Source organism: Peristeroidobacter agariperforans, from assembly GCF_004138335.1.
In the GTDB taxonomy this organism is placed as follows: Bacteria; Pseudomonadota; Gammaproteobacteria; order Steroidobacterales; family Steroidobacteraceae; genus Steroidobacter; species Steroidobacter agariperforans.
In genome coordinates this window covers 1551036-1568956 of the sequence record NZ_RYFW01000001.1, presented here as the reverse complement: position 1 = coordinate 1568956, position 17921 = coordinate 1551036, and the positions used below count along the sequence as shown (strand labels likewise).

Annotated in this window: 19 protein-coding genes; 7 read left to right on the top strand and 12 right to left on the bottom strand. The window is 63.0% G+C overall.

Features of this window, described 5'->3' with window-relative positions:
* Positions 1 to 48 precede the first annotated feature (48 nt).
* Positions 49 to 945, top strand: a complete 897-nt coding sequence (locus tag EK373_RS06755; protein WP_129641944.1) for a DMT family transporter — start codon at positions 49 to 51, stop codon at positions 943 to 945.
* Here the strand turns inward: EK373_RS06755 and EK373_RS06750 are convergent.
* The gene (locus EK373_RS06750) at positions 896 to 1861 is read right to left on the bottom strand and encodes an EamA family transporter (protein WP_129641943.1); all 966 of its coding nucleotides are present in this window, start codon (positions 1859 to 1861) and stop codon (positions 896 to 898) included. The two genes, EK373_RS06755 and EK373_RS06750, sit on opposite strands and share 50 nt — an antisense overlap.
* Before the next feature lie 99 nt (positions 1862 to 1960).
* Between EK373_RS06750 and EK373_RS06745 the strand changes: the two genes are divergently transcribed.
* Positions 1961 to 3397, top strand: a complete 1437-nt coding sequence (locus tag EK373_RS06745; RefSeq protein ID WP_129641942.1) for an aminotransferase-like domain-containing protein — start codon at positions 1961 to 1963, stop codon at positions 3395 to 3397.
* Between the two features lie 37 nt (positions 3398 to 3434).
* Here the strand turns inward: EK373_RS06745 and EK373_RS33945 are convergent, their stop codons facing one another.
* The 3 genes from EK373_RS33945 to EK373_RS06735 are packed head-to-tail and all read right to left on the bottom strand — an operon-like array spanning position 3435 to position 3995.
* Positions 3435 to 3560: a hypothetical protein gene (locus tag EK373_RS33945; protein ID WP_269813205.1), complete on the bottom strand. Its 126-nt coding sequence runs from the start codon at positions 3558 to 3560 to the stop codon at positions 3435 to 3437.
* Between the two features lie 31 nt (positions 3561 to 3591).
* Positions 3592 to 3795: a hypothetical protein gene (locus EK373_RS06740; RefSeq protein WP_129641941.1), complete on the bottom strand. Its 204-nt coding sequence runs from the start codon at positions 3793 to 3795 to the stop codon at positions 3592 to 3594.
* Positions 3792 to 3995, bottom strand: a complete 204-nt coding sequence (locus tag EK373_RS06735; protein ID WP_129641940.1) for a hypothetical protein — start codon at positions 3993 to 3995, stop codon at positions 3792 to 3794. Before EK373_RS06735 ends, EK373_RS06740 begins: the two co-directional genes overlap by 4 nt.
* Positions 3996 to 4128: 133 nt before the next feature.
* On the opposite strand from EK373_RS06735, the gene gcvA reads away from it, so the two are divergent.
* Complete coding sequence (gcvA, locus tag EK373_RS06730) at positions 4129 to 5037, top strand: transcriptional regulator GcvA (protein WP_129641939.1); 909 nt, start codon at positions 4129 to 4131, stop codon at positions 5035 to 5037.
* A gap of 6 nt (positions 5038 to 5043) precedes the next feature.
* Here gcvA and EK373_RS06725 read toward each other — a convergent pair whose 3' ends face one another.
* Both EK373_RS06725 and EK373_RS06720 read right to left on the bottom strand, forming a co-directional pair.
* A complete protein-coding gene (locus EK373_RS06725) occupies positions 5044 to 5424 on the bottom strand; it encodes a hypothetical protein (protein WP_198683113.1) in 381 nt (126 codons plus the stop codon).
* A gap of 4 nt (positions 5425 to 5428) precedes the next feature.
* Positions 5429 to 5860 (bottom strand): VOC family protein, encoded by a 432-nt coding sequence (locus tag EK373_RS06720; protein ID WP_129641938.1) that lies wholly within the window; start codon positions 5858 to 5860, stop codon positions 5429 to 5431.
* A gap of 267 nt (positions 5861 to 6127) precedes the next feature.
* Between EK373_RS06720 and EK373_RS06715 the strand changes: the two genes are divergently transcribed.
* Entirely contained in the window at positions 6128 to 6973 is an 846-nt protein-coding gene (locus EK373_RS06715; protein ID WP_198683112.1) for a pirin family protein, read from the top strand.
* Positions 6974 to 7016: 43 nt separating this feature from the next.
* Here the strand turns inward: EK373_RS06715 and EK373_RS06710 are convergent, their stop codons facing one another.
* The 3 genes from EK373_RS06710 to EK373_RS06700 form a co-directional block, all read right to left on the bottom strand.
* The gene (locus tag EK373_RS06710) at positions 7017 to 10670 is read right to left on the bottom strand and encodes an ABC transporter permease/M1 family aminopeptidase (RefSeq protein WP_129641936.1); all 3654 of its coding nucleotides are present in this window, start codon (positions 10668 to 10670) and stop codon (positions 7017 to 7019) included.
* Positions 10671 to 10689: 19 nt separating this feature from the next.
* Positions 10690 to 11583 (bottom strand): ABC transporter ATP-binding protein, encoded by an 894-nt coding sequence (locus EK373_RS06705; protein ID WP_129641935.1) that lies wholly within the window; start codon positions 11581 to 11583, stop codon positions 10690 to 10692.
* A 112-nt stretch (positions 11584 to 11695) separates the two neighbouring features.
* Positions 11696 to 12148, bottom strand: coding sequence for a DUF6249 domain-containing protein (locus tag EK373_RS06700; protein ID WP_129641934.1), 453 nt, complete (start codon positions 12146 to 12148; stop codon positions 11696 to 11698).
* A 223-nt stretch (positions 12149 to 12371) separates the two neighbouring features.
* Between EK373_RS06700 and EK373_RS06695 the strand changes: the two genes are divergently transcribed.
* From EK373_RS06695 to EK373_RS06685, 3 genes are all read left to right on the top strand, one after another.
* Positions 12372 to 12950, top strand: coding sequence for an RNA polymerase sigma factor (locus tag EK373_RS06695; RefSeq protein WP_129641933.1), 579 nt, complete (start codon positions 12372 to 12374; stop codon positions 12948 to 12950).
* 2 nt (positions 12951 to 12952) lie between these two features.
* The gene (locus tag EK373_RS06690) at positions 12953 to 13495 is read left to right on the top strand and encodes a zf-HC2 domain-containing protein (protein ID WP_129641932.1); all 543 of its coding nucleotides are present in this window, start codon (positions 12953 to 12955) and stop codon (positions 13493 to 13495) included.
* Positions 13496 to 13590: 95 nt separating this feature from the next.
* The gene (locus EK373_RS06685; protein WP_129641931.1) at positions 13591 to 15486 is read left to right on the top strand and encodes a potassium transporter Kup; all 1896 of its coding nucleotides are present in this window, start codon (positions 13591 to 13593) and stop codon (positions 15484 to 15486) included.
* A 55-nt stretch (positions 15487 to 15541) separates the two neighbouring features.
* Here the strand turns inward: EK373_RS06685 and EK373_RS06680 are convergent, their stop codons facing one another.
* The 3 genes from EK373_RS06680 to pgl all read right to left on the bottom strand — a co-directional run bounded on the left by EK373_RS06680 (position 15542) and on the right by pgl (position 17907).
* Positions 15542 to 16057, bottom strand: a complete 516-nt coding sequence (locus tag EK373_RS06680) for an ANTAR domain-containing response regulator (protein WP_129641930.1) — start codon at positions 16055 to 16057, stop codon at positions 15542 to 15544.
* Positions 16058 to 16202: 145 nt separating this feature from the next.
* Positions 16203 to 17192: a glucokinase gene (locus EK373_RS06675; RefSeq protein ID WP_129641929.1), complete on the bottom strand. Its 990-nt coding sequence runs from the start codon at positions 17190 to 17192 to the stop codon at positions 16203 to 16205.
* A gap of 13 nt (positions 17193 to 17205) precedes the next feature.
* Positions 17206 to 17907, bottom strand: coding sequence for a 6-phosphogluconolactonase (gene pgl / locus EK373_RS06670; RefSeq protein ID WP_129641928.1), 702 nt, complete (start codon positions 17905 to 17907; stop codon positions 17206 to 17208).
* Positions 17908 to 17921 lie beyond the last annotated feature (14 nt).

The following is a 17921-nucleotide window of genomic DNA, read 5'->3' as shown; positions in this document are numbered from 1 at the left end:
GAGTCGATTCTAGCCGCGTTGGGGCGCCTCGCGTAGCATGTGTTTCTTATGCCCGCGAGTAATGTCCGAGGAATTCTCAGCATGCTGGCCGCGGTGGCGACTTTCGCCGTCATGGATCTGAGCATGAAGCGCCTGGCCGAAACTTATCCTGCCATGCAGGTGACGTTCATTCGCGGCCTCGCCTCCATTCCTTTTCTGCTGCTCGCAACTGCCTCGATGGGGCGTTGGCGCGACCTGGTGCCGAATCGATGGGGTCTGCATCTGCTACGCGGCGTACTGCAGGTCGCGACGCTGTACTTTTTTGTCTACGCGGTGAGCCGTCTTTCGTTAGCTACTGCGTACACCATCTTCATGTCGGGGCCGCTGCTGATTACGGCCTTGTCCGTGCCATTCTTCGGTGAGCAAGTCGGTTGGCACCGTTGGGTCGCAGTAATCGCCGGGATGCTCGGCGTGCTCGTGGTCGTGCAACCGAGCGGCGATGGTGCGGCCGTGAGCGGCATGGCGCTGCTTGGCGGAGCCGCGGCAATCGCGTCCGCCACTGCCTATGCTCTCGGTGTGCTGCTGATTCGAGTCCTGAAACCGACCGAGACCAGCGCGGCAACCATGTTCTGGGCGCTGTTTCTGACCGCCGCGTTCGCCGGGATATTCTCGATCAAGGGCTGGGTGCCGGTGTCATGGGATCACTGGCACTGGATCGTCATCATTGGCATCACCGGCGCGCTCGGTCAGCACTTCCTCACTGAAGCGTTCCGATTGGCCGCGCCCCCGGTGATCGCGCCGCTGGAATACACGGCGCTCGCATGGGGCATGCTGTTCGACTGGCTGTTATGGATGACGGTGCCGAACCAGCGCATGCTGGTCGGCGCGGCCATCATCGTTGCCAGCGGACTCTATGTCATTCACCGGGAGCGACTGCAGGGGCGCGTCGCGACACAAACGACCTGAGCCGCGACGGCTTCAGCACGTCCTGGAACAACACCAGCCCGACACCGGCCAGCACCAGCACCGTCGCCATGATCGCGAGCGGCGTGAGGCGCTCGTTCAACACCAGCGCACCGAGCAGCAGCGCCACGACCGGATTGACCAGCGCGTACGTCGCAACTTTCGGCGCGGCCACTTTCGTCAGCAACCACAAATAACAATTGAGGCCGACGATGCTGCCGAACACGACCAGGTACGCAACCGCGGCCAGCGAGCTCCAGGTGACGGTCGAAGGATCGAAATGCGCCCACTCGCCGTCCACGACCGACATGAACAGCTGAAACGCTCCGCCGAACAACATCTGTGCACAGGTGAAGCTCAGCACGGTGCCGGGTTGTACGACTCGCTTCTGAATCAACGTGCCGAAGCTCCAACCCACCGTCGCCAGCAACAGCGACAGCAGATACATCGGATGGGCCTCGCCTGACAGGGAGCGCGTGTGCGTGACGATGGCCACGACGCCGATCACCGCGACGGTCGTTCCAATCAGCGCCTGACGCGTCGGCGCCCGCTTGCTGAAGAACGCCCAATCCAACAGCAGCACGATGATCGGCACCGCCGTGACGATCAGCGCAGCGATGCCTGAAGGAATGCCCTGCTGAGCCCAGACCACGAAGCCATTGCCCACACCGGTGAGCAACACGCCAGTGAGCGCGGCCATCTTCCAATCGACGTTGGCGAGCGGCTTTGAATCGCGCCAGCGCAACCAGACGTACATGGCGAGACCGGCGAGCATGAAGCGCGCCGAGCCGCTGATGAACGGCGGGATCTCGCGGATTGCTACCGCGATGGCGAGATAGGTGGTGCCCCAAAAGAAGTAGATGGCGGCGAAGGCGGCGAGCATGCCTGCCGACAATCGCGTCGTGCTGGCTGAAGACATGAAGAAAATCCTTTGGGTCGGCTGTGTACTCTAGCCGGTACTGGCAAGCAGTACAGACTCAGGTAGACTGACCCACGACCAATACAGTTGAGGTGGCTTATGTCTGCCGAAGAACCGCTGCTCTACGAACGCGTCGCGCGCCTGGTCGAAGCGCAGATCGCGAGCGGCGCCTTGCGCGGCAATGAGCGCATTCCTTCGGTGCGTTCCATGAGCCGCACGGCGAAGGTCAGCATCTCGACAGTGGTGCAGGCGTATCTGCACCTGGAAAACATCGGATTGATCGAAGCGCGGCCGCAGTCGGGTTTCTATGTCCGCCCGCCGATGCGCGCCGCCGTGCCGCCGCCCCGCCCCAAGGTCAGCCGCTCCAGGCGACCGACCTCCATCGCGGCGGAAACGCTCGACACTTGTCGTGAAGCGCTGGCGAGACCGGACATCCTGCAGCTCAACGGCGCGTTCACGTCGCCGACGCTGTATCCGAATCAACGGCTCAACAACCTGATTCGCGAAGTGTTGCGCGACCATCCTGCTCACGCCGGCGAATGTTTGCTGCCGCCCGGTCACGAGGAGCTGCGCCGACAGGTCGCCAAGCGCATGACGTTCGCCGGCGCGCCCGCCGATCCTGCGCACGTCGTGATCACCAGCGGCACGATGGATGCCATCACCATGTCGTTGCAGGTGTTGTGCAAGGCCGGCGACACCGTGCTGGTGGAGTCGCCGACCTACTTCGGCGTGTTGCAAGTCGTCGAGTACCTGGGACTGAAAGTGGTCGAGGTGCCCAACCACACCAGCACCGGCATCGATGTCGACGCCGTCCGAAACATTGCGCGAACGACGCGGCTGGCCGCGGCCGTGCTGATGCCGAACTTCAACAATCCCACCGGCAGCGTCACGCCGGACGATGCCAAGCGCGAGATCGTGGCGATCCTCAGCGCCGCCGAAGTACCCATCATCGAAGATGACATCTACGGCGATCTGCACTATGGCAATACTCGCCCGACGTCGTTGCGTGCGTATGACGACGCGGGCCTGGTGATCACCTGCGGCTCGGTGTCCAAAACCATCGCGCTCGGCTATCGCATCGGCTGGGCGGTTACGCCGCAGTTTCATGCCGATATCGCGCGCGCCAAATTCTTCTCGTCCGTCGCCTGCCCGACATTGCAGCAGTTGGTGCTCGCCCGCTACTACGCGAGCGGCGGATACGACCGGTATCTGCGCCGGGTGCGCACCACACTCGCTGCGAATTCGCAGAGCGCGGTCGATGCAATCATTCGTTACTTCCCGCCGGGGACCCGCGTCGCGCGCCCGAGTGGCGGCATCGTGCTGTGGATCGAATTGCCCGCAGGCGTGGATGGCGTGGAGTTGTTTCGTACCGCCCTGGCCAGCCGCATCGGCATCGCGCCCGGGCTGGTGTTCTCCGCGAAGGCGGACTATCGCAATTACATCCGCATCAGCTGCGGCATGCTGTGGACGGCGACCATCGAGCGCGCCATCGAAAAACTCGGCCGGCTGGTGGCAGGAATCGCCAAGGCGGCTTGAGCGGGCGACGGCGCGCATCGGTGCATCGAGCGATCGTTCAGCACGGCAGTCGGCCGGAAAACTCTCCGGCCGACCCGTTGCCTTGCAGACCGATCTTCAACAAGGCCAACACGACCAGGTTGAGAATCAGCGATGCGGTGAAAGTGACAATTACGAAGGTCATGGCGCTCTCCTCCGTTCCAAATGCAAAATCGTTACAGACTGTGAGTCGTCTGCACGAGCTGACCGTCGGCCCGGGCCTGCGTCAATGACGCCACCTGGGCCGGCTCCTCGATCTGGGTGACGGTGACTTCACCGGCCGGCGTGACCGCCTCGGTGACGTTCCATTCCCAGGCGGCCAATGCGGTCACGTTGATGACCACCGCCGCTGCCAGTGTCAGTGCTGTTCTCGTATTCATGACTGTTCCCTCCAGAGGGGTTGTTGCGAAAACCAACGAGCCGAATGCCGATGCGTCTCGACCGGCTCGGCCCAATCCAGGCGGAGCTGCTCGTCCAGGCCGGGTTGCTCCGGGTCGGGCGCGCTAGCGCGCTGTTCCCGTTCGAGTTTCAGACGGTCGGCTTTCAACTTGGCCAGGGTCATGAACAGGTACTCGTCCATAAAAACCTCCGTTGAGATATGCATCTCGGTCATGGAGGCGTAGTGTGATCCTGGCCATTTATCGCGAATAGCGATACTTTGTGTTCTTGATCTATGATCTAACGTCATATCAGAAGCCATCCTTGCGACTGCCATGAAGCGCATTCCAGTCGGCCCCCTGCGGGCCTTCGATGTGGCCGCCCGGAACCTGAACCTGAGCGCCGCCGCCGAAGAAATGAACGTGACCCACGCGGCGGTAAGCCGGCAGGTAAAGCAGCTCGAGGAGCGACTCGGGGTGAAGCTGTTTGAGCGCTTGCCGCGGGGCTTAAGGTTGACGGCTCAGGGTGCGCTCCTGGCGGAGGGAACCCGTGCCGCGTTCGACCGGCTGGCTAGTGCACTCGAGGATGTATCGACGCCGACCGTGCGGCGGAAGCTGACCATTTCGACTTTCTCTTCTTTCAACGCGCGCTGGCTGATGCCCCGCGTACGCTCGTTCTCTATGTTGTTCCCGGAAGTCGATCTTCAAGTGATGACGAGTGCGCAACTGGTGGATTTTGCGCGCGACGATGTGGACATCGGCATTCGTTTCGGCCGCGGGCACTACCCGGGGTTGCACGTCGTGCCGCTGTTTCAGCCCCGGGAGATCGTGGTGTGCGCGCCCAGCCTGCTGAAGGGCGGCCCTTCGTTGAAAACGATTAGCGACCTGCGCTATTTCACCCTGCTTCACGATGACTCACATCGCTCCTGGACCCGCTGGCTCGAAGCCGTCGGCGCCAAAGGCATCGACCCTCGCCGTGGCATCGTCTGTGGCGATCGCAATTCCATGCTTCAGGCGGCACTCGCCGGCCAGGGCGTGGCGATCGCGTCGGAGGTCTTCGCTGCGGCGGACCTGGTGTCCGGACGATTGGTCAAGGTTTTTGAGAACGAAGTGACGTCGGAGTATTCGATCTACGCGGTGTGCTTACCGCGACGGTTGAATGACCCGATGGTTGCCGGCGTCATGCAGTGGCTGGAGAAGGAGGCTCAAGCGTCGCACGACGTGCATCCGCCGCCGGCGGAATAAGACTGACTATTTCTTCTGACCAAACAGCGCTTCGAGCTCGGCGCGAGCTTTCTCAGCGGCAGATGGCTCGGCAGGCGCATCTGACTTCTTAGAACCGCCGCCGAACAACGCGTCCAACTCCGCCTGTGCCTTCGACGCAGCGTCCGTGCTCTTCGCCGAGTACGCGTCTTCGCGGGGCTTGAAGTAGTCGCAGAAGTTCGCCCGTTCCTTGTCCTTCACTTCCTCAGCCACAGTCTCGCGGCAGTGTTTCGCTACGCTGAGGCTGTACCACTCGCAGAGTTTGCAAACGTGCAGTTCGGCGTGGCATTGGCGGCATTCTTCGAGGCGGCGCAAAGGCAGGGTGAGCTCTGCCAGGGAGGCGCCGCATTTCCAGCACACCAATGCCATGACATCACCGATGCTTCTGCTCGTGGCCGGTGGCGATCTCGTCGTAGCCCTTGCCGACGAATTCGATCAGGCAGATGCCGTGGCCGAAGGGGTCGGCGAGCATGGCGATCTTGCCCCAGTTATTGGTCTTGACCTGGGTCTCGAGCCGGGCGCCGGCATTGCGGGCGCGGTCCAGCGCGCCTTCGATTTCCTCGACCACGAAGTCCAGGTGCACAGGGGTCCAGTGCCGGGCGTACGAACGCAGGTGTCGGCTGGTCGCCGACGCCGTCGTGCCGTTCGGCTTCACCAGCAGATAGATGGGCGAAGTGCCGCCGAGCAGCTCGACCGCGTCCGCGCCGAAACGCCGGCCGACGTGCAGGTTGAAAGCTTTGCAATAGAAATCGGTGGCCTTGGCCAAATCGTCCACGTCGATATTGACCAGCATTTTGACGGTCATCGAGAACCTCGGGTGCGGCGCCGGGAGCGCTCGGTCGCTATGTTAAAGAGAGGGAGATTAACGCGTCGCCGCCCCGAACACAGCAGGTCGCCATCGGACGACTTGCCCCCGCGATCATGACGCGCCGTGATAACTGTCATGCCTTGCGGCGCGCAGATGCGCCTCCATGAAAGGTGGCAGGATAAAGCCATGTACGCCATCAACCCGTTAGCCTCAAACACCCCTCCCCAGGCCGCCCAACGGCGCGTCGCCCGGGTGGTGCAGTCCGTGAGCACCATCGAAGGCGGCGGCTTCCCGGTGCGTCGGCCGTTTCCCATCGCCGGCTTCAGCCACTTCGATCCGTTCCTGCTGATCGATCATCTCGGCCCGGTGCAGTGGCCGCCGGGCGGCCCGTTGGGCGCGCCCGACCATCCGCATCGCGGCTTCGAAACCGTAACCTATGTGCTCGCCGGCGAGAATGAGCATCGCGACTCGTTCGGCAATGCCGACGTGCTGCGTCCGGGCGACGTGCAGTGGATGACCGCCGGCGGCGGAGTGATTCATTCCGAGATGCCGACCGAGCGCTTCCATCGCGAAGGCGGCAATCAGGAAGGTTTCCAGATCTGGGTGAACCTGCCGGCCGTCGACAAGATGATGACGCCGCGGTATCAGACCTTACGTGCCTCGGACATTCCGCAGGCCACGACAGCTGATGGTCGCGTGCACGTCCGGGTCATTGCCGGTGAATCGCTGGGCAAGGCGGCGCGCATCGACACGCGGGTGCCGATTCAGATGCTGCATTTCACGATCCAGCCCGGCGGCGAGCTGTTGCAGTCGGTGCCGGCTGAGCAGAGTGGCTTGCTGTATGTCTTCAAAGGCAAGGCGACGATCGGCAGCGATCGGCGCGAGGTCGGCGAGGGCCAGGCGGCGCTGCTCGGTTCGGGCGACTCAGTGAAGCTCGGCGTGAGCGCCGATGAGACCGGCCCAGCCGACATCCTGTTGCTGTCGGGAAAGCCGTTGAACGAGCCGGTGGCGCGCTATGGCCCGTTCGTGATGAACACGCGCGAGCAGATCGAACAGGCGTTCCGCGATTATCAGAGCGGACGCTTTGGGTTGATCCCGCCGCGGACCTGACCGATCGAGCCGGCGTGGCTTAGAAAGCCGCGCCGGCGATCGTTCAAGTCTTGCCCGGCGCCGCAGCCTCAGCGGCTGGCGCCGGCGTTTCATTCCCGAGCTCCACAGTCTTGCGATTGTCGTCCGGCACGCGATCGATCAGCTTGTTATACGGATCGAAGCCGACTTCGTAGGGCATCGCGTCCACCGTCATCGTGAACTGGCCGCGGGGCTGCGTGATTCGCTTGCGCTCCAGATAGAGCGGCTTCTCCGTACTCTCGCTCTCATCTTCATCACGCGCGAACACGCCGACCTCGATCCAATCGTCCAACGCGAGATTCGTCTCGCGCCCCGCGCCGTCGCTTTCGTGCTTGGCCATTTCGTATTCAATGGTCACATCGTACTTGCCATTGCGCGGGCTCACCGACGCCGACACCACGCGGTTGTCATAGAACACGATCTTGGCCAACAGCTCGTCGATCACCGGATATTTGTCAGTCGTCGTCTGGGCGCGAATGTAATCGACCAGCTCGAGCGTCGTCGTGTACGGCGCCTGCTGATACGCCTTGTCGCGGATGTAGTTCGCCAGCGCACGATTGAGATTCTCCTCGCCAATTTCATCACGCAGGCGATACAGCACCACCGATCCCTTGCCGTAGTGGATGTACTGCTGATCCTCGACGCGCATCAGCGGCAGCTCTTCGATCAGCTCGCCGCCGCGACCGCGCAGATACCGATCCAACTCGTACTTGAGGAAGCGGCGCATGTGCTCGCGCCCGTATTCCTTTTCCATGACCATGAGCGCCGAGTACTGCGACAGCGACTCCATCAGCATGGTCTGGCCCTGCACGTCCGCACCGATGACTTGATGGCCCCACCATTGGTGCGCCATCTCGTGTGCGGTCACATAGAACACATAATCGATGCTGTCGGGATCGGTGAGATCGGCGATGAAGCCGATGCTCTCCGAGAACGGAATGGTGTTCGCGAAGCTCTGCGCGAATCTCGCATAACGCGGGAACTCCAGGATGCGAACCTGATGGTGCTGATACGGCGAGAAGTTGGTCGTGAAGTAGTCGAGCGACTTGCGGGTCGCATCGATCATCCGCTCGACGTTATAAGCGTGCTTGGGATCGTGATAGACCTCGATGGGCAAGCCGTGCCACTCGCCGCGCTTCACCTCCCAGCGCGCCGACAGGAAGCAATAGAACGGCAGCATCGGCCGATCCATCTTGTAATGGAAATAGCGCCGGCCGTTCTCGGTCCACTCGCGCTGCAGATAGCCCGGCGCCAGCGCGATCTGATCCGCACTGGTGCTCACCGTCGCTTCAAAGTTGATCCAGTCGGAATCCACGATGCCCATGGTGCCGCGGGCATGCTCGTCTTCCAGCTTCGCCTTGCGCGGCACGTCGCCCAGGTCGCGCTTGCGACGTTCGTTTCGATCCAGGATCTGACGCGACTCGTCGTAGCCGAAATGCGGCATCTCATTGCTGTTGAAGAACGTGCCGTTCGCATTGAGCGTCGAGCGCAAGTCGCCCGCGCCGGTCGACGCTGGCATGCCGCTGTTGGTGAAGCCTCGTTCCGCGCGCTCGAGGACGAAGTCGAAATCGAGCGCGGCGCCGGGCGCCAGAGGCTCGCGCAGTGCATAGATCCGCACGCCGGCTTCGCGATCTTCCTTCTTCAGGACCAAGTCGGCGGGCTTGGTCACCTCGATGGTCGAGTTGACGTTCGTGTACACGTGCAACTCGGGAATCGCCACGTCGTGTTTGTTGGTCAGCCGATAGTGACCCCGTATGACCGAGCGGCGCTCCTCGGGATAGATATCCACGTCGGCGCGCACATCGAGGACCCGAGGCTGTGGCAGATCCTTGAATTGCCGATATTCCTTCTCCACGCGCGCCTGCCGATCCAGCGCCGCATCCTCAGGCAGATACTCGTTGATGACATTGGTGTTATAGAAAATCCAACCGCCCGTGACGACGAACGCCAGCGCCAGGCTGGCAAGCACTGCGGTCTGCGGACCGCGCAGGCTGCGCAACGCGTCGCGCCAACGACGACTCCAATTGGACGCCGTCCCGCGCACCCAGAATGCGTTCGCGAGCACGATCAGAATCGCGGCGAACAGTGTCCAGTACGTTTGGAACCACGCGTACGGCTGCAGCAGGTGCCCGTACCCATTCATGTCCGAGTACGTCATGACCGGCGCGCCACCGTAGAGATACAAGTTGTGCTCGTAGCCGATCTGGCCCAGCACGATCTGGGCGAGCAACACCAGGATGAGCAGCAGATAGCCGATGAACTTCTGATTGCTGACCACTTGCAGGAACAGCGCCAGCGCACCCATCAACACCCAGGGCCAGGCATCGATGAAGGCGGCCTGCAAATAGACCAGCGGTTCGAGGTTCGTATAACCGTGCCACAACTGATAGCCGATCGCCGCCAGCACGCCGAACCCAACAAAGGCAACGACGACCGCGGTGATCGCGCCGAGCTTTGACAAAAGCGGCACCCAATTCGGCACCGGCAACGAGTCGGTCACTTCGGCAAGCTTGGCGTCACGCTCACGCCACAACACATCGCCCGCGTAGAATGTGACGATGATGATCAGCAGGAACTGATAGCTGCCCTGCATCGACTGCATCATCAGCGCCGTAACCGGATAGATGGGCGTGCCGAACGTGTTGTCGATCGCGAGCGAGCTGCCCAGATAATTGAACAGGCCGAACGCCAGCAGGACCAGGAACGGAATGCTCCGCAGCACCGACTTTGTGTCGAACCACGCGAGATGAATGAATTGACCGAAGGCGGTCGCCGCGTCGAATGATCGCGGCGTCGCTGGCGCGTTGGCGATAGATCGTGGCGCACTGACCGGCGTCTCTTCGCTCTTGCGCGAGCGCTGCCACCAACGTTTCTTCGCCCGCTGCCGCTGCGGCCTGAACAGCAATTGCGTCGCCACCAGAAACACCACCGCGACGCCGGCCCAGATCAAGCGATTCGACAACACCAGGCCGCTCAGCTCCGGCAACTGCGCGTTGCGCTCGGCCACCGACCAGTAGCGCATCACCTGCGCGATGGACTCGCCGCCGAGCGGATCGATCAGCGCGGAGATCGTCTTGTATTGGATGTCCGTGGTGAGTGCGCCGGAGATCGACCACAACGCTACGAACGCAATCACTCCGATGAACACGAACAACAACCGTCGCGTCGTCACCGCGAGCAATGCCAGCAGCGCGCCGCTGAACAGCAGATTCGGAACGATCATGACGCCGAAGCCCCACAGATATGGCGCTAGCGAGAATGGCCCGAGCCGCTGCGGATCGATCCACGGCATGACTGAGCCGAGCATCATGCCCAATGCGGTGATGATCATGACGATCAACGCCATGAACGAGCCCGCGGCGAACCTGCCCCACAGATAGGTCGCCTTGTTCAGCGGCTTGCTGAAGAACAGCTCCTCGGTGCCGAGTTCGAAATCACGCAGCAAGGGCTGCGCGATCAGCGCAACCGCGACGAACAGGCCGAGTGTCGAGAACACATCGAGGAACGTCAGGATGACGTAAGGCGCGTTGCGATTGGCATTGCCGATGCCCTCGCCAATCGTGATCATGTCGCTGGTGGTCGCGGCAAACGCCATCAGCGCGAACACCAGCGCCACGACCCAGGGCAACGGCGAGCGCAGCTGATAACGCAGCTCGAAACGGAAGAATTCGCTGAACATACGCGTCTCCCGGTTGGTTTCAGGCGGCTGCGCGGCTGGCCGGCGTCGCGCCGTGCTGGCGCAGGCGCTGGAAATAAACATCCTCCAGATCCGGATCGACGGCCGCGAAGCCATCTTCGGGGCGCGCCTCGCTGTACACATGGATCAACGGCTCGCCGGCGATGAGGCGCGTCGACAGCACGGTGTAGCGCGACTGATAGTCCGGCAGCGTCGACTTGCTGACCAGCTTGCTCCATACCCGATCGCGCATCGCCGCGATGGCCTCGCGCGGCTCGCCGCTCATCAGCACTTCGCCTCGGCAGATCATCGCCATGCGTGGACACAGATCGGTCACGTCTTCGACGATGTGCGTCGAGAGAATGACGACGACCTGGCCGCCGATATCGGCGAGCAGATTCAGGAAGCGATTGCGCTCTTCGGGATCGAGGCCGGCAGTGGGCTCATCGACGATCACCAGCTCGGGATTGCCGAGCAGCGCCTGCGCGATGCCGAAGCGCTGGCGCATGCCGCCAGAGAATGTGCCGAGCCTGCGCTTGCGCACGTCCCACAGATTCACTTGTCGCAGCAGCGCCTCGACCACGTCGGCGCGCTCGCTTCGATTCAAATAACCTTTCAGCACGGCAAGATGATCGAGCAGGCCGAGCGCGCTCACTTTTGGATAGACGCCGAAGTCCTGCGGCAAGTAGCCGAGCGTGCGCCGGATCGCCATCTTGTTCGCGATCACATCGACGCCGTCGAACGTGATGCTGCCGGTGTCGGGATCCTGCAGTGTCGCGATGGTCCGCATCAGCGACGATTTGCCGGCGCCGTTCGGGCCGAGCAGGCCGAACATGCCGGGCGGAATCTGCAAGGAAACATTGCGTAGCGCGGTCACGCTGCCGTAGGACTTCGACAGGTTGCGAATCGTGAGCATGAGCGTCTCCTCGACGCCGGCTTCCGGCCAGCGCACTCATTTGGACGAGCTTGTCGGGACGAGCCCTGGGCGGGCTTGCGAATCGAATTCTTGTTTTGGATGCGGCCGGCGCTCAGAGGGTTGCAGAACCCTGCGAATATCGACCGTTGCGCTCGGCCCGCTCGCGCAGGTCCTGTTCATGCTGGCGAGCTTCGATGTGGCGGCCTTCGACCGCGTAATAAATAAGGTAGGCAATGCCTATGCCCAGCGGCACCAGACCGAACCACACCGGTAAGTCGTCGCCGCTGCTGAGCGAGCCGGCGACCGTGGCCAGGCCGATGAAGAACCACACCAGCCCGGGCAGCAGCGAGCTGCGGCGCCGGGTGGTGCGACGGCCGTCGAGCAGCTCCAGCGGCAGCGGCGGAACCTCCATGCCGCGCTCGATGGCGGCCATGCGCTCGGCGTGACTCAGCTCGATGAGGCGCACCCGCTTACGGTGATTCAGGGCGATCCAGATGATGAGGGCAGATAGCGGCAGGCCCATCGAAAAGATGACGGCCAGTACCGGGACGAGATCGCTGAGCATGGTGCCTGCCTCGAAGTGCCAAGTTTCCAAACGTGCGGTTGGGACGCGCCCCGCCGGTAAAAAGGTTGCACCGGCCAATGCCGATATAGACGATCTATACGGGGTCGGTGAACAACCCGTTGTAACCGGTCGACGGCGGCGGTGTTAGGACTAATAAATCGCTCACATTGTTAAAGTGAGCCCACTGCAACCTTTTCCCCACCCCCACACGTCCCAACAGCCAATGACGTCCTCGTCAGCTTTCCAGGCAGACGCCGATATTCAAGAGCGGCTGCAGGCCAAGCAATATCGCGAGGCGTTCGCGTTGTTGTTGCCACGTTATCGGGATAAGGTTTTCCGCCTCATATTCAGTATGTTACGCGATCACGCACTAGCTGAAGACTGCACCCAGGACGTGCTCCTGCGCGTCTGGAAAGCCCTGCCGGGCTTCGCCGGGCAGTCGCAGCTGTCGACCTGGATCTATGCGATCGCCAAGAACGGCGCCCTGTCCGAGATCCGCAAGCGCAAGCCGACGGTGTCGCTGGACCAGAGCGACGACGAGGACGGCTACAACCCCGCCGTCGCCGCCCTGGCCGCGCCGGAAGCCGACGACTCGGCCACGGTCAGCGTCGGGCAGCTGCTCGACCAGCTGCCCGAGCGGTATCGCCAGGCCGTGGTGCTGTTCTATATGGAGGACAAGTCCTACGACCAGACCGCGGCCAGCCTCGGCTTGCCGTTGGGCACGGTCAAAGCCTTGCTTCATCGCGCCCGTAAGCGCCTAATCGAGCTGAACAAGGAAGCGGAGGCCGCCACCGCCGCCTGACCATGAAGCAGCCTAACGATCACTCACAATGGGACGACGCCCTCCAGGACTGGCTGGATGGCGAGCTGAACGACGCGGCAAGCGCGGCGTTCGAAGCCCATTTGGCAGCCTGCGGGCTGTGTCAGCGCAGCCTGCCGGAATTCGAGGCACTGGACGAGGCGCTGGTCGAGTCCGCCCCGCAGCTCAAGCTCGACGCCAACTTCGACCAGGCCCTGTTCGCGCAAATCGACGCCATCGATGAGAGCAAGCGGCTGGAAGCCCGCCGCCGGCTCGAGCAGGAATGGCAGGAACAGATGCAGTCCCTGAGCCGCAAGTGGCGCCGCACGCTGGCTTTTGTCATCCCCGGCATCATTGGCGGCATCGTGCTCGCTGTGGCGCTCATGAGCTGGCTGGACAGCTCCGGCATCACCAACAACCTGGTGGCCCAGGGCGCCGCCGAGCTGGGTGGCAACTCCATCGATTACCTCCGTGTCAGCATCACCGCCGTGGTTGGCGCGGCCTTCGGCATGCTGATCGCCCCCTGGCTGGCCCGGCTGGCCGACTGACCGTGTGACGGCGCACTTCGCCGGCGCCCTCCGAATCCTCTAGAATCCCGCGCCCTTGGCGGCTGCCGCCGCGCCTAGCGTGTAACAACAACATCATGGGCCTCCGCTCATCCGACTCCGCCGACGGTGACCGTAACGGCGCGGATCGCAAACTGGTGCTGGCTGCGCTCGGCGTGGTCTTCGGCGATATCGGCACCAGCCCTCTGTACGCCCTGCGCGAATGTTTCAATCCCGAGCACGGCATCGCCGTGAACGAGGCGAACATTCTCGGCCTGCTGTCCTTGATCCTCTGGTCGCTGGTGCTGGTCATCTCGATCAAATACCTCGGCATCGTGCTCCGTGCCGACAACCGCGGCGAAGGCGGCGTGCTCGCACTCAGCACTCTGGTCTCCACGGCCAGCACCAACTGGAAAGTGTGGGCGCCGGTGAGCGCGGTCGGTTTGTTTGGCGCTGCGCTGTTCTTCGGCGACGGCTTCGTCACACCCGCGATCTCGGTGTTGAGCGCGATGGAGGGCCTGACGGTCGCCACACCGAAACTCGAGCGCTTCGTCTTGCCCGGCGCCGTGCTCATTCTCACATCGCTCTTTCTCATGCAGCGTCATGGCACGGGCGCCATGGGCCGAATGTTCGGCCCCATCACGCTGCTCTGGTTCCTGACACTCGCGGCGCTCGGCGTAAGTCACATCGCGGAATCGCCCAACGTGATCTTCGCGATCAACCCGCTGTATGCCGTGCATTTCTTCATCGACAACGGCGTCATGGGATTCGTCACGTTGTCCGCCGTGTTTCTCGCCGTGACCGGCGGTGAAGCGCTGTACGCCGACATGGGCCACTTCGGTCGCTCGCCGATCCGCCGGGGCTGGTTCATGATCGTGTGGCCGGCGCTGGTGCTGAATTACTTCGGCCAGGGCGCGCTGTTGCTGTCCGATCCGACGGCCATCAAGAATCCGTTTTATCTGCTCGCGCCGAGCTGGCTGCTGCCGTTCTTGATCGTGCTGGCGACGTGCGCGACGGTGATCGCTTCGCAGGCCGTGATCTCGGGCGTGTTCTCGATCACGCGCCAGGCGTTGAACCTGGGTTACCTGCCGCGCTTGCGTATCCTGCACTCTTCGGAGGAAGAGATTGGTCAGGTGTATGTGCCGTCCGTGAACTGGCTGCTGTTCGCGGGCACACTGACGCTGATCCTTACTTTCCGTTCGTCGAGCGCACTGGCCGGCGCGTACGGCATCGCCATTTCGAGCACGATGCTGATCGACACCATTCTGGTCATGATGTTGCTCCGGGTGCGCATGGAGCCGCACAACCGCAAGATCATCGCGCTGCTGTCGCTGGTCCTGATCGCGGAGCTGGCGTTCTTCTTCTCCAACCTGCTGAAGTTCGACGACGGCGGCTGGCTGCCGATCGCCGTGGCCATCGGTGTGTATATTTTGATGAGCACGTGGCAGGAAGGCCGTCGCACGCTGGCGTGGCTGATTGCTCGCGAGCAAATGCCGGTGCGCGATTTCATGACGATGGTGGAGAAAGAGCCGCCCACACGGGTCGAGGGCACCGCGGTTTACCTCGCGGCCGAAGCGGGCGGCATGCCGCGCGCGTTGTTGAACAATCTGAAGTTCAATCGGGTCCTGCACAATCGCAACGTGCTGCTCACCTTCGTGCGGCCGGAAGTGCCGTTCGTGCAACCGGAAGAACGCATCGAGGTGCAAAACCTCGGCGAAGGCATGTGCCGGATCGTCGCGCGTTATGGCTTCATGGAAACGCCGAACGTCGTCGCCGCACTTCGGGGCGCTGAAGAGAAAGGCGTGCCGTATGAACCGGACTCGACTGTGTACGTGGTCGGCCGGGAGAACCCGATATTCACCTCGGGCTCGGGCATGCCCCTGTGGCGCAAACGCCTGTTCGCTCTCATGGGTCGCAACAGCCAGCTCGCCGCAATCCATTTCGGCGTGCCGAGTCATCGGCTGCTGGAAGTCAGCAGCCTGGTGAAGCTCTAGGAAAGATCATTTCTGGTGCAGGCGGCGCAGGGTCTGCACCAAGTCGATCAGCCCGCTAATTCAGCAGCTCGGCCATTTCGATCACCGATTTGGCCACGTCTCCCATGCGCCGATTACGCTCCATCGCCATGCGCCGGAGCGTGTGATAGGCCTCGTCTTCACTCAGATTGCGCGCCTTCATCAACAGGCCTTTGGCGCGCTCCACGAACTTTCGTTCAGCCAGCTTCTGCTGGGCGAGGCCCAGCTCGCTGCGCAGGCCGGAGATGAAATCGAACCGGGCCAGGGCAACCTGCAGAATTGCCGGGACGCGCGCTGCTTCGAGCCCGTCGACGACATAGGCCGCGGCGCCCGCGCGCACGCCATTTTCAATGGCCTGCGACGAGGCATCGCCCGCGAACACTGCAAACGGCATGGCCGTCGAGCCCATGGCGTCGAGCAGCCGATCCAGCAGATCCAGCGAAGGCGAACGCGCCTCCAGCAACAGCACGTCGGGCTTGCCCCGTTGCAGCGCCGGTGACAAAGCACTGTCCAGGGGCAGGACGTCGGTCAGTTCATGACCGCCCAGCTGCACGCCCGACTTCAGGATCTCCGCTCCATCGGCGGATTCAGCGATGACGAGCACACGCACGGATGCACGCTCACTTGAGTTAGTAGGTGGAACCGATGTTCCGATGCCTACTGCGTTGCAATCCGTGTGCCAGGGATCCTGAGTCGGATTACTGGGCTTCCAGCCGCGGCCCCGGGTCGGTGAACGCACTGGCCAGGCCGAGCAGTGCCGGCAGCTCAGCGCGTATGACGAACGTCGGCACGCGCGAAACGTAATCGGTGAATCGACCCTTGTCTTCGAACCGGTCGCGGAAGCGCGAGCTGGTGAACATCGGCCCCAATCCAGGCGCGATGCCGCCGCCGATGTAAGCACCGCCGAGCGCACCGAGTGTGAGCACGAGGTTGCCGGCCATCGTGCCGAGCAGCGCGCAGAACATGCTGACCGTTTCGAAACACAAGCGGCATGTTCCTTCCTGCGCGCGCTTGGTGATCTCTGGCGGTGTGAGCACCTCGGGAATCACACCTTCGACACCGCAGATCGCGTCGTACAACGTGACCAGTCCCGGCCCCGAAATCACGCGCTCCGCAGAGACATGTGAGAAACGCTGCTGGAGCTGCTGAAGCACCGCGAGCTCACGCTCGTTCATCACGGACAACGTCACATGACCGCCCTCGCCTTGCAGCGGGATCCAGTGCTCGCCCGAGGGAATCAACCCGGAAACGCCCAGGCCCGTGCCAGGACCGATGACGGCGATCGGTGCGTTCGGCTGCGCTTTGCCGCCGCCGATCTGCTCGAGGTCGCTGCCCTTCAGATGGCGCACCGCCATGGCGAGCGCGGTGAAATCGTTCAGGACGATGAGACGACGCAGCTGCAGTTGCTGCCGCGTGTGGGCAGCCGAGAACTGCCACACGTGATTGGTCATGCGAATGATGTCGCCGGTGACCGGGCCTGCGATCGCAATCGCGGCTTCCAGCGGACGACCGCTGCTCTTCGCACCGACGCGCCGCAGATATTCTTCGGCGGCCGACACCAGATCGGGATAGTCGGCGCACGCCAGCACGACCTCATCGCGCCGATCCATGCCATCGAGCAGCGCGAAGCGGGCGTTGGTGCCACCGATGTCCGCGATCAGGCGCGGAGGAATTGCTGTTCGGCTCATGGGCGGCGGCTCGTCACGGCGCCCAGTACACGTCCATGGGCACTTCTTTCTGGTGCAGCACCGAGCGCACTGGCAACTCGGCCACCGGCCCCGCCGCTTTCGCGCGCTGATAAACCTGCCACTTCGACTCCCCCTCGATATGCAAAATAATACGGCGCGAGTCCAGCAACGCCGACAGATTCAAACTCAGGCGCGCATGCGGCGCCGTCAGCGAGTTGATGGCGATGCAGCCCGGCGGGACCGACCGGTCGAGCGCCTTGCCCAAGGCCAGCGAGCCCGGAAACAGCGACGCGGTGTGGCCGTCATCGCCCATCCCCAGCAGCACCACATCGAACGGGTGCGGCACTCGGGTCAACGCGCGAGTGGCCCAATCGGCACCCGCCTCGGGGGCCGGCGCCGGATTCTTCAATCCCACGAAATGCGCCGCCGCGGCCGGGCCGGTCAGCAGGGTTTCCCGCACCAGTTTCTCGTTACTCGCGGCCGCCGTGGTCTCCACCCAGCGCTCGTCCGCCAGCGTGACCCAGATCTTGGACCAGTCCAGCGCCTCGGCGCGCAGCTGCTCGAACAGCCTGGCGGGCGTACGCCCGCCCGAGACCACCAGGCTGGCCGCACCCCGCTCCTGAATCGCTTCCTCGAGATCGACTTTGATCTCGCCCGACAGCGCATGGGCCAGGGCCAGCGAATCGGGAAAGCGGTGTTCGTGCACCCAGCTCATGGAGTTCTCACTGC